This is a genomic window from Parashewanella sp. 2210YD4-3 (assembly GCF_056591735.1).
This window is the reverse complement of sequence record NZ_JBWQOG010000001.1, coordinates 306,107-320,035: the sequence shown is the minus strand read 5'-3', so window position 1 is coordinate 320,035 and position 13,929 is coordinate 306,107. Positions and strand designations below refer to the sequence as shown.

The window sequence follows — 13,929 nt, the reverse complement described above, 5'->3', positions numbered from 1 at the left end:
AGATCATAAAATTTTCTGCCACCATGAGAGCGGCTTACCGCAATTGGCGGCAGGTTGATAGCTTTTACTATCACTAGGAAGCTGAATCACATTCTCACAATCCGCTTCCATTGGAAGACCTGTTTGAGTATCAAAGTATCCTTGAACAATCCCTGAGGGTGGCGCTAACCTAAGCCCTATTGGTTTTCGATAGTTCAAAAACTGCTGATAAACGGTTAACGCGCCACTGCTGCCATATAAGCCCGTTTTGCTATTATCGTCTTTTCCTACCCAAACCACAGCGACATTTCTTTCATCGAAGCCTGCAAACCATGAGTCACGGTTATCGTTACTGGTGCCGGTTTTACCTGCTAAGCGGGTGTTAGGAAATTGTTTATGTAAACGAGTCGCAGTGCCTGACTGTACTACTTTTGTCATGGCATATTGAGTTAAGTAATCGGCCTTGGGGCTTATCGCTTGTTTGGCTGAAGCATGGTGAGTATCTATGAGGTTATCATTATTATCTAAGACATAGGTAATGGCACTTAAAGGACGCATTCGCCCCGAATCTGCAATGGTTTGATACACCTGAGCCACCATCATTGGAGAGCCATTTAAAGCACCTAATAGCATGGATGGGTAAGGGGAAATGGTTTCACTCCAACCTGCGTCAACCAGTGTATCCATAACATTGGTTACCCCTAAAGCCATTCCAAGATTAACTGTAGGGACATTGCGTGAACGTTTAAATGCTGTTAAAAGCGAAACGTTATTTAGGAATTGTTTGTCGACATTTTGAGGTGACCAAGTTTTACCTTTACCGTTAGTCAAGGTAATTGGCTTGTCGTCTAAAGGTGACGCTAAGTTGTACGTCGTGGGTTTTGCTAATGCCGTTGCATAAACAAATGGCTTTATCAAAGATCCAATCGGGCGACGTATGGTCATGGCACGATTATACCCGTGATAGGTAGGTCGACGATCGCCTACCATAGCGGCTACACCAGCATTAAGTTTATCCGTCACTACCATGCCGACTTGAAGGTCTTGGTTACCTGCTCGTTTGCGTAGACGCTTCATGGTTGAGGTAATGGCTTTTTCTGCTGCGCGCTGGGCAAGAGGATCTAGAGTGGTGTAGATCTTGATTCCAGACATTTTTAGTAGTTCAGGTCCATAACGCTCAGCAAGCTCTTGTTTCACTAAGTCAAAAAAAGCAGGCAGTTTTTGATGAACTTCTCGACTGCTCTTACGGATCCCCAAAGGTGCGTTTACAGAGAGTCTGTATTGACTCGTGCTTAAGTCGCCTGAATCCATCAGCAGTCGAAGTACTAAATCACGACGCTCCATTGCACGTTCAGGGTTACGCCAAGGGTTGTAGTAAGAAGGCCCTTTAATCACTGCAACTAAAAAGGCTTGTTGATCAATAGACAGTTCGCTAATTGGGCGACCAAAATAAAATTGTGATGCCAAACCTAAACCATGAACAGAACGAGCACGATCTTGCCCCATGTACACTTCATTGAGATAAGCCTCTAAAATTTCATCTTTGCTGTATCGGTAGTCGATCACCAATGCCATTAAGGCTTCACGTGCTTTACGGATCAATGATCGCTCAGGCGTCAAAAAGAAATTTTTTGCCAACTGTTGGGTTAAGGTTGAGCCACCTTGAACTGTTCGACCAGCCGATATATTAATGAATAGCGCACGTAAAATGGCGAGAGGGTTAATCCCGTGATGATGATAAAACTCTCTATCTTCAGTTTGTAATAGGGCTTTTACTATCAAAGGTGGAATTTTGTCAGCCGGAACAAATAACCGGTCTTGGCCATCGCTGGTAATAATACGATCTAATAAAATCGGTTCGAGATAAAAAATAGCGAGTTGTCGTTGGTCTGGGCGCAAAACATTTTGAACCCCTTGCTGATTAAAAGTCACCATCACTCGTTGCTGATGTTGATTCCCTTCTGGATGATGGAACGAACGACGCCAGATATCCACTTTAGTTGAAGAAGCAGAAAACTCTCCGACTTGGCGAGGGTGAGAAACTTTTCGATAACCCAGCAATTTTAGTTCATCAATAAGTTGTTGATGGCTAATCGCTGCACCCGGATACAGAGCCATGGACCGACCATAAATTTGAGCGGGTAAATGCCACTTTTGACCTTCGAATTTTCGAGCAATAATTTGATCTAAATAAATGGTATAGCAAGTGAGAAATACCAGTGTAATCACGCCAAGCTTCCAAAAAATTGACCATGCTTTTTTAAGGAGTGAACTTTGTGAACGTTTTAGCTTAGAAGTCTTTTTACGACTGCTCGTGGTTTTTTTTGTCGTCATTATTGTCCGTTTAATTTCTTTTTCGTCAACTTGGTCGCTTGGGTATTTTGTGGATCATCTGGCCAAAGGTGTTTGGGATACTTCCCTCGCATTTCTTTCTTTACCTCATTATACGGCCCTTGCCAGAAGCTGGCTAAATCAGCGGTTACCGCAATTGGTCTTCGAGCTGGGGATAACAACTCCATAGTAACAGTCAACTGATGATTCGCCAGCTTAGGGCTTTCAGCTAACCCTAGTGCTTCTTGTAAGCGAACACTCATTAATACTCTTCCCTCGTTGGTATACGTTAAAGGGGCTTTTGTTCCCGTAACTAAGGGCCAGCGAGTCGGAAGGTGTTGATCAAGCGCTGTTTGTTGTTCCCAGTTTAATAAACTCCACAAAATTTGATAAGTGTCTATTTGTGATAATTGTTTGAGGTTTGTGATATTAGACAAATAGGGAGTAAGCCACTGTGATAAATGATGGCTTAACCACTGTGAGCTGATATCAGGCCATTTAAATTGAGGTAGATATTGCTTCGCTAACAACAGCCGTTGCTGTAACTGAATAGTGTTATCATTCCAGCTAAGAACGGTCAGCCCTTGTTGTTGCACATAACTTAATATGGCATCACTTTGTTGTTTAGATGTCAGTTGATTAAGCTTTTGTTTAGCAATGACTAGGCGGCCAATTCGTTGTTGTTGTTCTGCAATAAAGCGCCCTGATGATTTATCCCAGTCGCTATGAGTATGAGTTTGCAGTAAATATTTAAGTTCATGTTCAAATAAATCGGGGGAAAATTGGGCAGCTAAAAAGCCCCTTGCATCACTTTTGCCGTCCATTTCTTGTAGATCTGCTATAACCACATAGGTGTGCTGAGCTAATGGATCTTGCTCATCAATGATGATACCGCTACCGTTAGCCATTAGAAATCGACCAGCAGAACGAGATTTTGCAATGCGCTCAGGGAAAGCATAAGCCAAAAGCAAGCCTATGGTTTGCCAGTCAGCATTGTGGATTAAGTCAGTTATAGGCAAGGTGATATTAAATCGTTTCAACCAGCTTTTGGCTTGTTGTCCGATTAACCCTTTAAGACACAAGCTTAGGTAATGTTGAATATCACAACCTTTTTTTGGTAATCCTCGCGCTTCTAATACTGCAGTCAGCAGGCAGGCTAATCCAAGCTGTTGAGGATTAGATTCTACCTTTAAAAGCATATGCGCAAGGCGAGGCTCTGTGCCAAGTTCAAAAGCGCGTTTACCTAATGAGGTGATTTTATGCGAGTCATCAACAAATTCGAGAGACTGCAATAACTCCCATGCCTTTTGTTGATGAACCGTTGGTGGCTGAGTCAATAAAGGCAGTTCATCGAACTGCCTGCTTCCCCAATAACTGCAATGGTGCGCCATTGAAAGTAAATCACTGTCGGCAATCTCAGGTGTATCTGTTGAGGCTCGCCGTTGGTGATCTTCTTGTCGCCATAAACGAATGCAATGCCCCTCAGCGGTTCGACCTGCACGACCACTGCGTTGTGTTGCAGATGATTGGCTGATGGGTTTTAGGCTTAATCGTGTCACTCCGGTTTTCGGATTATAACTGGCATGCCTTTTCAAGCCTGAATCTATCACCCACTTTATGCCGTCTATGGTTAAACTTGATTCGGCAATATTGGTGGATAAAATCACTTTTCGTTGATTGGTGCTGGGTTTGAGAACCGCATCCTGAGCTTGATGACTTAGTTCTCCATACAGGGTTAATATGCAAACATCTTTGATGTTATATGCATTAAGCTCTTGTTCTAATTTGAGTATTTCACCTTTTCCGGGGAGAAACACAAGAATGTCGCCTTGGCTATCATTGGTGATTAGAGAATGGATGGTTCTTTCTGTATGGGATAACCAAGCTTTTGGATCTTTTGATGGCGAGTATTTAATGCTAACTGGAAAGCTACGTCCCTCTGATTCTAAATAATCTGCAGTTGGTAGTAGTGCTTTGAGATCATCGAAGCACAAGGTTGCAGACATTAAAACCAGTTTTAAATCATCTCTAAGGCTTTGTTGTACTTCAAGCGCAAGTGCTAAGCCTAGATCTGTGGTGAGATGACGTTCATGCACCTCGTCAAAGATGATCATGCCAATCCCTGTTAATTCAGGATCGTTTTGGATCATGCGACTGAGTATGCCCTCAGTGACAATTTCTAAGCGAGTATTGGCCGATATTTTTTTATCACCTCGAACACGATAACCGACTTCATTGCCCAATTCAGTCCTGCGCTGTTGAGCAATAAACTTAGCAATGCTACGAGTTGCTACTCTCCTTGGTTCAAGCATCAAGATCTTTCCGTCAACTTGAGACCAATCCATCATAGCAAGTGGTAAGGCTGTGGACTTACCTGAGCCTGTCGGGCTTTGGATTATCAATTGGTTATTGCGAGTGAGGGCGTCTTGGAGTTGGGGAAAAAGACTGTGAATAGGAAGCGTGTTCAAGAGCTGCAACGAATTGGTTTTGACTGGTCGACATATTAGCATTTAAATCGTGCACGATCATTTTTTGCTTAATATTTCAAATGTTAAAGGCTGTATATGGTGTATAAAGGCATCATTTAATTAATGGAATGAAAGTGCTTTTTGAGTCGACTTTATTTCTGGGTATCATTCAGTATCATCGATATTGATGGCTGGCTGAGTAGGCGTGTCCTCTAAGACTGGAAGTGGAAAATAAAATTCAGTTGCTTCTTCGAAATGGGCAGAAGTAGGACAATTGTCTTCAAGATCATCTATTAATAAACAGTTATTTTTAGCCTTTAACATAGAGTCGATAAAAAACCGTTTTTGAAAAGGCCTTGCATGATAACGGTTAAAAAATAGCGATTTCGTTAATGTGACATTATATTGCGAAAATAAATTAGCGGTTTCAGTAAATGAATATGTCCCAGCTGTAACTACAGCGACAATATGACCTCTTTGCTGAAATTGATAAATCGCTTCTAAAGCGAATGTATCAATGGCAATAAAAAAACTTGTAACTCCATCCTCATGAATAACTGTAATGTAGTCCTTGGCATTAAATCGGGTGCCCTGCTCTAAGAATGCTGATAATTCATCAGACTTTTTAAAAGCAACAAACACGGTATGATCTAAATCTAGTAATAAAGTGAGTGCAGGGTTATCAGCTGACGTTTTTCGACGAGCGCACCTCAACCATTGTCGCTGATCTTCTGGATAGCATAGATTCGTATCAAAGATTAACTCTTCAACTTTGGGATAAAATCTACTGTCATTTGCCAATGAAGATGATGGTTCAGAAAATTCTGATGATTGAGAGGAAAACCATGCTTCATCTATTGAAGTTTTTTGTTTTTGAGTTTTAACCTCCCAAAAGGGCTGTTCTGTTTCGGTATCATCGTAATCATCAACACTTTCACACAATCTAAAAAGCTGAGAGCAGTAAGATGCTACGTTTGTATTTGAATTTATTTCGTGAGTCATAGTCGAATTTAAAGATAAGCCTATGAATAAAATTATTGTTTATTATTAGTTGTTTACAACTTAAAGTTTGTTAATTTGATGGAAAGGACAATTAAATATACATCATCCAGCAGATGAGTACTGGAAGGTTAGGGCCTGTTGATCTTTCGTGCTTAATTTTGCAGCGATAAATTGGTTGTCTTATGCAAGGCAGAGTTTGTGAAGTGTGGTTACTACCGACATACAAAACTGTCGTTACTTAGTTTCCACATAAACAAACGATAACGCAGCAGCTCTCTGTTTCAAAGAAAGTACCAATTTACGCTGTCTTCGATGCTTTGAGCACTTCCTATTCGGCGTTGTGACCAGCTTACTTAGATGACTAAGCTTCACTGCTCACGCCTTGAACAGAAAGCGCTCAAATTGCACAAAATTTAATCTTGAAAGATCAACAGGCCCTAATCAGGCTCACTTAATTACTTTATCAACTCAGCAATCGTTAACACACCATGAGCAGTTCCGCCTGCCGCCCAGAGTGGACTGTTGTTATCAGAGAATGCGCCAGCTAAGTCAAAATGTAACCATTTCGCGTCATCGCGCACAAAGCGCCATAAGAATGCTGCTGCATTGGAAGCACCGCCAGCACCACCACCTTTTACTGGACGACTGTTTGCTGTATCAGCATAAGGAGAAGGGCACATGTCTTTGTGCCACGGATCCATTGGTAAAGGCCAAACTCGTTCAGCCACAGCAGTCGCTTTTTCTCTAGCTAAATCTAACATCTCAGTTTGTGGAGAAAAAATGGCGTTATAGTTAGTACCAACGGCGTTATAGGCAGCTCCAGTTAAGGTTGCGGCATTGATGATCAGCGGAGCGCCAGTTTCTGAGGCGGCTTGTAAACCATCTGCTAGTACCAAACGACCTTCAGCATCGGTATTTACTACTTCAACGGTTGTACCATTTTTGTATGTCAGTACGTCACCAAGTTTATAGGCGTGACCGCTAATAAGGTTTTCAGCGCAACATAAGAATAATTTAACGCGCTTATTAAGGCCGTTTTTAATCGCTAACCCTAATGCACCAGTAACCGTTGCAGCTCCACCCATATCGGCTTTCATGCCCAGCATTCCTTCAGAGCTTTTGATACTGTAACCGCCTGAGTCAAAAGTGATGCCTTTACCCACAAGTGCGACTTCTACAGGGGTATCTGATTTGCCACTTGGGTTAAAGTCAAGTTCAAGCAAGGCTGGTGGGCGCTCACTACCACGACCAACACCATGAATACCAACCCATTGATGTTCAAGTAACGCCTCGCCTTTGATGATAGTAGAAGTAATTTTATTAGGCGCTAACGATTGTAACCATTCTGCAGCGGCTTCAGCTAAGGCAACAGGTGATAACTCTTCAGGTGTAGCATTGACCAGTTGGCGAGCAAAGTTGGCTGATTCTTTGCGATGCTCTAATGATTTCTGAATTTTATCGTCACCATACCACTCAACAGTAAAGCCCGACTTGGCAGTAGCAAAGCCTTGATAGAAAGCCCATTGATTATTGATGTCCCAAGAATCGCCTTGTAAAGATACCGCGTTGATCCCTTGAGAACGTATCTTTCTTGCTGCCATTTGGATCTGTCTTAAGTTATCTTGCCCAGTAAGATGAATCTTGGCTGAGTCAGAATGAAAGCTTATATCAGAATTTCCCCAATGGGATTCAGGTTGCTGTAGTGTCAGGTGAATGTTAATCGAAGAAGTCATATTTTTTGCCTTGATGGAAAATGGCAGCCAGTTTAACTGATCCTCGCTTTGAGAAACAATTTGCGCCACAATTTACGTTTTTATTGTTCAGTGAGTGTTTATGGAATTTTACCCAGCTCTAGAGTGTGCAACATTAATCAAGCGTTATAAACGCTTTTTAGCCGATGTAACGTTAGCTAGTGGAAGCGAAGCGACTATGCATGTCTCTAACACGGGAGCGATGACGGGGTGTGCTGAGGTTGGCGATAAAGTGTGGTACAGCACTTCTGATAACCCTAAGCGGAAATACCAACATAGTTGGGAGTGTACCCAAACTCAAAATGGGCATTTCATTTGCGTCAATACCATTCGTGCTAATCATCTTGTAGAAGAGGCAATCAATCAACAGATCATCGAAGAGTTAAAAGGATACTCAAGTTTACAGCGTGAAATAAAATACGGCGACGAGAACAGTAAAATAGACTTTTTGCTAACAGATGAGGACAAGCCAGATACCTATGTCGAAGTAAAAAGCGTCACTTTGCTGGATAATGGGCAAGGCTACTTTCCTGATGCAGTTACAACTCGTGGGCAAAAGCACCTCAGAGAATTGATGCAAATGGCAGAAAAGGGAAACAGAGCAGTATTATTGTTTGCCGTGTTACATACGGGGATTTATAGCGTAAAGCCAGCGAGCCATATTGACAGCAAGTACGCAGAATTACTCGCATTAGCAATTGAGGCTGGAGTCGAAGTAATTGCTTATAAAGCTGCAATTAATCCATCAATGATGCAGTTATCTGAAAAGCTACAGTTTACTCTAACTTAGATAATTGGCATTTTAAGCTGTTTTTTTGAGCAGATGTAACATTGTTGATTTATAAATACGCAACTAGGAATTAAATTTGTTGCAATGTTTGATGTATTTCTAAGAAGCGTACTATACTTTTTGGCTAATTTAGCATGGGTTGAATAAAGCATTAAAAACGGACGTTGAAAGGTAAATTTTCCATTAAAAAATTTGCCTAGGTGCAAAACTTCTGATATAGATAGCGGCCGTTCTTAAAAACGCCCTTAAAACGCAAATGAAGACAGGAGATGCGTTATGCCTGAAGGCAATAAAAAACTTGGCGTACTCGCTATCGCTGGTGTAGAACCATACCAGGAAAAGCCGGGTGAGGAGTACATGAACGCCGAGCAATCGAGTCACTTTAAGTTGATCCTCGAAGCTTGGAGAAATCAATTGCGTCAAGAAGTTGATAGAACGCTCAACCACATGCAGGACGAAGCCGCCAACTTCCCAGATCCTGTTGACCGTGCCGCGCAAGAAGAAGAGTTCAGTCTTGAACTTCGTGCTCGTGACAGAGAGCGTAAACTGATCAAGAAAATTGAAAAGACATTACAGAAAATCGAAGAAGAAGATTTTGGTTTCTGTGATTCTTGTGGTATCGAAATTGGTATTCGTCGCCTAGAGGCTCGTCCAACAGCGGATCAATGTATTGATTGTAAAACGCTTGCGGAAATCAAAGAAAAGCAAATGGCAGGTTAAGTTTCACGCCATTTTAAAGTGAGAAAGAGTCGGTCTTTCTCACTTTATTGATCTCTTTAGAAGGTGTTATGTCACCCTACATAGGCCGCTTTGCGCCCTCTCCCTCAGGTTCACTTCATTTTGGTTCTCTTGTTGCCGCATTAGGTAGCTATCTTAGAGCTCGCTCATTGAACGGTCAGTGGTTGCTCCGAATGGAAGATATTGACCCACCGCGTGAGATCAAAGGTGCAGCGGATGACATTCTCAAAACCCTTGACGCTTTCGGGTTGCATTGGGATGGCGAAGTGCTTTATCAAAGCCAGAGACAAGAAGCTTATCAAGATACTCTCTCTCAACTTCTACAGCAAAAAAAAGCTTATTACTGCCAATGTACTCGAAAAGTCGTTCGAGAAATGGGCGGTATTTATGATGGGCGTTGTAAACCACTTGAATTAGAGAGTGGGGCGATGCGATTAGTCAATATACAAGGTGTCTCTCAGTTCATTGATGAGCTAAAAGGTGAAGTAGCGGTTGAAGCAGGGTTCTCCAAAGAAGACTTTATTATCAAACGAAGCGATGGTTTATTTGCGTACCAATTAGCTGTGGTTTTGGATGATGCCTTTCAAGGGGTCACTGAAGTGGTACGAGGAAGTGATTTATTAGAAGCAACTTGCCGTCAATTAAGTTTATTTCAGAGCTTGAATTTACCTGCTCCAAAGTGGCTGCACTTACCGTTGGCTTCCACAAGGCCGGGATTTAAGTTGTCTAAGCAAAACGCCGCCACTGCGGTTGATTCAAATAACCCGCAAAAAAGCCTAATTCAAGCATTAGCGTTTCTAGGACAGCCAGCCGTAGATTATAGTGATGACATAGAAATTATGTTGACTCAAGCAGTGAAACAATTTCAATTGACAGCGATTCCGCTACAAAAAGAAATCCTCTTATCCTAGAGACTACACACGCTTTATCAGTTCAGACTCTATACAAGCATCCAGTTTTATACTCATTTTGCTATTTGAATGACAAAACCTGAGGTACAAGATGAGTGAACATATAATTCATAGTCACCATGAGCATAAACATGGTAAGAATTGTGGGCATACGGCGATCATTCACGATGATCATGTTGATTACTTGCATGATGGTCATTTACACCACCCGCATGAAGATCACTATGATGAACATGTAATTGACGTTAATGATACCAACCCTGATGGGTGTCACCCTGTAAAATCTTGTGTTGAATCTGGGCACGTTCACGGACCAAATTGTGGTCATGAGCGAGTGCCCCATGGTGATCATTTCGATTATTTAGTTGATGGTCGTTTACACCATGTACATGATGGTCACTGCGATGACCATGGAGAAATAAAGCTAGCTTAAAGTATAATAGTGCGATTAATTCACTTGGTTAATCGCATTTCCTGCCTGAAACTCGGCAATATTTTCTACCAGTATTGTCATTAACTTTTGTCTTGCTTCTAAACTCGCCCATGCTATATGAGGTGTGATACTGATGTTTGGAGCCGTCAATAAAGGGTTGTCAGCTGCGGGTGGTTCCGTTGAGAGCACATCGACGCCTGCGAAGATTTTACCTTGATGTAACGATTCAGCAAGTGCGTCTTCATCGACTAGTCCTCCGCGAGCGCAGTTGATTAGTAATGCTCCTGATTTCATTAGTACTAGTTTTTCAGCATTAACCAATTTGTCCGTTTGAGGTGTTAAAGGACATTGGAGTGAAATAATGTCTGATTGTGAAAATACGTCCTCAAGGCTAACCCACTTGGCATTTTCAGGTAGTGAGGCAGGTTTGGTGCGGGAGTGAATGATTAGTTTCATTTGCATCGCACTTGCAATAGCGGCAACTTGCTTGCCTGTTTCACCAAAGCCAATTAACCCCAATGTTTTACCAACTAAAGAGTAGGTCGAAGCAAGCTGAAAACAAAAGTCATCGCAGTTTTGCCATTTTTCTTGTTTGACTGCCTGATCATGAATCGCTACTTTTTGGGTGAAGTTCAGTATGTGGGCAAACACCATTTGCGCCACTGATTGAGTGCTATAAGCAGGGATATTGGAGACGATAACACCTTGCGCTTTCGCTGCTGTTAAGTCAACGACATTAGTGCCTGTAGCCAGAATACCAATAAACTTAAGTTGATGAAGTGAAGATAATGTCTCGGCGTTTAGCGGTACTTTGTTAGTAAGAATAATATCAGCCTGATAGCAGCGCTCAATGACTTCATTAGGCATTGTTCTGTCGTAAAAAGTCACTTCTCCCAAGGCTTTGAGTGCGGAATCGTCCAAATCGCCAGAGTTCAGGGTGAAATAGTCCAATACCACAATTTTCATTATTTGAATCCTCGCTCATGCTTAAGGTGATCATAGGCCGATTGAATATCTTGGGTCTTTTTCTTAGCTAACTCCATCATTTCTTCGGGTAAACCTTTGGCGACGAGTTTATCTGGGTGGTGCTCGTTCATCAGTTTACGATAAGCGCGTTTGATGTCTTTGTCACTAGCCTTAGCGTCCAGTCCCAATACTTGATAAGCATCGGCAGCACTGGTTTTTCTGGCTCGGCCTGATTGTGATTGTTGAAAGCGAAATTCGGCTTGCCATCTGGATAATAGTTGCTCAAGTTGCTGTTGGCTGTACCCTAATTCTTGGGCAACAGTAGCAAGAATTTTTCGCTCATTGCCATCCAGCTCACCATCGGACAAAGCAGTTTGTATTTGAATTTCCAAAAACATCTGATTTAATTCTGGTCGACGGCCTGTCGTTTCTTTAAATTCAGCAAGGCACGCCTTTAAATTGAAGCTGTCACTTTTGCCTTTTCTAAACGCATTTTGCGCATCAGTCCGTGCTTGTCCATGTAAGCGCATTTGATCCATTAGCATGGTAGCGATACGAATGTCGGTTTCGGTAACTCGACCGGAAGCTTTAGCGACATGCCCCATAACAGCAAAGGTTGAGTTCAAAAATTGTCGTTGGCGTTCGGCGGCTTGTCCTAAGAATGCTTTTGCTCCTTGAAACTTGTCATACATATGACCTAGCCATAGCCCTAATAAAGCGCCAAAAAATCGGCCAAACATAAAGCCGATCATAAAACCAAAAACTTTACCCCAAATCTTCATTGAATGTGTTTCTCTAATTGATGTAACCGCTCTATGGTACCAACATCACACCATAAACCAGTAAAATGTTCTGCGTGGATCAATTGTTTGTCGGCGGCAGGACGAATTAATAAAGGTGTACCAAAGGCGCCTGTCGGTGCTTTGTCGAATAACTTTGGATGATAAATACCCATGCCAGAAAAAGTCAGCATGGTATCTGATTCATTTTGTAAGTAATGGTTCGAAAGTCCAAAATCACCACTCGGATTATGTTCAGGGTTATCAACTAACCATAAATGCGCTAGACAGTTATCAGGCAATTGCATACCGGCGAGTGAATCGGGCAGAGACTCAACAAACACATCACCGTTAATGACAAAGAAGGGATCATCTCCCAAAAGTGGAAGAGCGTTAAAAATCCCTCCACCCGTTTCTAATGCTTCCATTTCGTGTATGTAATGGATGGTAAGTTGCCATCTATCACCATTACCCAGTGCTTCTGGGATTTTATGCCCAAGCCAAGCGGTGTTTATCACCACTTCTTTTATTCCAATCGCGGCCAACTTTTCTAGGTGATAGGCGATGAGTGGTTTGCCATTCACGGGGACTAACGGTTTGGGAAGTGTGTCAGTTAATGGCCGTAGCCTTTGCCCACGACCTGCAGCTAATATCATTGCCTTCAAAGTGTTGCCTCTACTTTGGGAAGTATTTCTTGTTGTAACCAAGCGACTAAGTCAGAAAACTCAGTATACCTGCTTCCTACTTCGATAAGGTAATGAAGTGATTGAGGAATATCAGCTAAGTAACCACTTTTACCATCTCTATGATGAAGTCTTGCAAAAATACCTGCTATTTTCAGGTGACGTTGCATGCCGGTTAGATCAAACCAATATTGATATTGTTCAAATAGGGTGTTTGTTGATAGTAGCTCGTGCTTAAGGCATTGTTCGAAATGATATTTGGCTAAATCATCAACCACTGTTGATGGCCACACTGCGTAGCAATCACGAAGTAAAGAAACCGCATCATAAGAAATTGGGCCAACCACGGTATCTTGAAAATCAATCAGATACATTTGTTGGTTATGAAGCATGATATTACGGCTGTGGTAATCTCGATGCATGGCAACTTGAGGTTGGCTGACAATGGCTTTAGTTAATGTATCGAACACTTGTAGCAGCATTTTTTGTGTCGATTCATCAAGCTGACAATTAAGGTGTTCTTTTAATAGCCAATCATTAAAAATGGATAACTCTGTTGAAATAAAGGCTTCATCGAAAGCAGGTAATTGATGTCTGTTCGTACTTTGTACCTTGGCAACCAAAGGCAGAAGTTCGATGGCTTGCTGGTATAATGGAATAACCGTATCCGCATTTAATGCAGAGTTCAGCATGTTATCGCCTAAGTCGGTAAGCACCATAAAGCCAAGTTGCTCATCTTGGTGTAATACTTCAGGTGTATTTATTCCTGATAGGTGATAACTTTGAGTTAATTCAACAAATGGCAGTATCGGCACTAAATTAGGTGGCGAGTCTACTGCAATATAGCTTTGATTATTGTGTTCAAATCGAAAATAGCGCCTAAAGCTGGCGTCTCCAGAGATGAGGTGTAATTGAATGTTGGGATCTAAACATAAACGAACCCATTCAGTTAGCTGAAAAAATCTTTGATCGGACAATGGCATCTCATAGCTCTTAATAAAAAATTGATTTATCATGTCGACTAATATTGTCCGCAATGACTTTTTCGGACAAACAAGAATATAGTCTTCTTTTATTTGCATTTATAGACCAAGATTA

Annotated in this window: 12 protein-coding genes; 4 read left to right on the top strand and 8 right to left on the bottom strand. The window is 41.8% G+C overall.

Annotation, left to right across the window (positions count from 1 at the left end):
• Positions 1-3: 3 nt before the first annotated feature.
• The 4 genes from mrcB to pepB all read right to left on the bottom strand — a co-directional run bounded on the left by mrcB (position 4) and on the right by pepB (position 7,528).
• A complete protein-coding gene (gene mrcB / locus AC1EU0_RS01410; protein ID WP_480300095.1) occupies positions 4-2,313 on the bottom strand; it encodes a penicillin-binding protein 1B in 2,310 nt (769 codons plus the stop codon).
• The gene (gene hrpB, locus AC1EU0_RS01405) at positions 2,313-4,820 is read right to left on the bottom strand and encodes an ATP-dependent helicase HrpB (protein WP_480300094.1); all 2,508 of its coding nucleotides are present in this window, start codon (positions 4,818-4,820) and stop codon (positions 2,313-2,315) included. The genes mrcB and hrpB overlap by 1 nt, the downstream gene beginning before the upstream one ends.
• Before the next feature lie 123 nt (positions 4,821-4,943).
• Complete coding sequence (locus AC1EU0_RS01400; RefSeq protein ID WP_480300093.1) at positions 4,944-5,780, bottom strand: hypothetical protein; 837 nt, start codon at positions 5,778-5,780, stop codon at positions 4,944-4,946.
• Positions 5,781-6,235: 455 nt separating this feature from the next.
• Entirely contained in the window at positions 6,236-7,528 is a 1,293-nt protein-coding gene (gene pepB, locus AC1EU0_RS01395; protein WP_480300500.1) for an aminopeptidase PepB, read from the bottom strand.
• Between the two features lie 85 nt (positions 7,529-7,613).
• Between pepB and sfsA the strand changes: the two genes are divergently transcribed.
• From sfsA to AC1EU0_RS01375, 4 genes are all read left to right on the top strand, one after another.
• Positions 7,614-8,321: a DNA/RNA nuclease SfsA gene (gene sfsA, locus AC1EU0_RS01390; RefSeq protein WP_480300092.1), complete on the top strand. Its 708-nt coding sequence runs from the start codon at positions 7,614-7,616 to the stop codon at positions 8,319-8,321.
• A gap of 276 nt (positions 8,322-8,597) precedes the next feature.
• Positions 8,598-9,041, top strand: coding sequence for an RNA polymerase-binding protein DksA (dksA, locus tag AC1EU0_RS01385; protein ID WP_480300091.1), 444 nt, complete (start codon positions 8,598-8,600; stop codon positions 9,039-9,041).
• A gap of 68 nt (positions 9,042-9,109) precedes the next feature.
• Positions 9,110-9,970 carry a tRNA glutamyl-Q(34) synthetase GluQRS gene (gluQRS, locus tag AC1EU0_RS01380; protein WP_480300090.1) on the top strand — a complete coding sequence of 287 codons (861 nt, stop codon included), beginning with the start codon at positions 9,110-9,112 and terminating at the stop codon, positions 9,968-9,970.
• A gap of 91 nt (positions 9,971-10,061) precedes the next feature.
• Positions 10,062-10,403 (top strand): hypothetical protein, encoded by a 342-nt coding sequence (locus tag AC1EU0_RS01375; protein ID WP_480300089.1) that lies wholly within the window; start codon positions 10,062-10,064, stop codon positions 10,401-10,403.
• Between the two features lie 15 nt (positions 10,404-10,418).
• On the opposite strand, the gene AC1EU0_RS01370 is transcribed toward AC1EU0_RS01375, so the two are convergent.
• Genes AC1EU0_RS01370 through AC1EU0_RS01355 form a run of 4 tightly spaced genes read right to left on the bottom strand, consistent with a single transcriptional unit; the run spans position 10,419 to position 13,913 of the window.
• Positions 10,419-11,369, bottom strand: coding sequence for a D-2-hydroxyacid dehydrogenase (locus AC1EU0_RS01370; protein ID WP_480300088.1), 951 nt, complete (start codon positions 11,367-11,369; stop codon positions 10,419-10,421).
• Positions 11,369-12,151 (bottom strand): co-chaperone DjlA, encoded by a 783-nt coding sequence (djlA, locus tag AC1EU0_RS01365; RefSeq protein ID WP_480300087.1) that lies wholly within the window; start codon positions 12,149-12,151, stop codon positions 11,369-11,371. The genes AC1EU0_RS01370 and djlA overlap by 1 nt, the downstream gene beginning before the upstream one ends.
• Positions 12,148-12,813 (bottom strand): N-acetylmuramate alpha-1-phosphate uridylyltransferase MurU, encoded by a 666-nt coding sequence (gene murU, locus AC1EU0_RS01360; RefSeq protein ID WP_480300086.1) that lies wholly within the window; start codon positions 12,811-12,813, stop codon positions 12,148-12,150. The genes djlA and murU overlap by 4 nt, the downstream gene beginning before the upstream one ends.
• The gene (locus AC1EU0_RS01355; protein ID WP_480300085.1) at positions 12,810-13,913 is read right to left on the bottom strand and encodes an aminoglycoside phosphotransferase family protein; all 1,104 of its coding nucleotides are present in this window, start codon (positions 13,911-13,913) and stop codon (positions 12,810-12,812) included. Before AC1EU0_RS01355 ends, murU begins: the two co-directional genes overlap by 4 nt.
• Between the last annotated feature and the right edge of the window lie 16 nt (positions 13,914-13,929).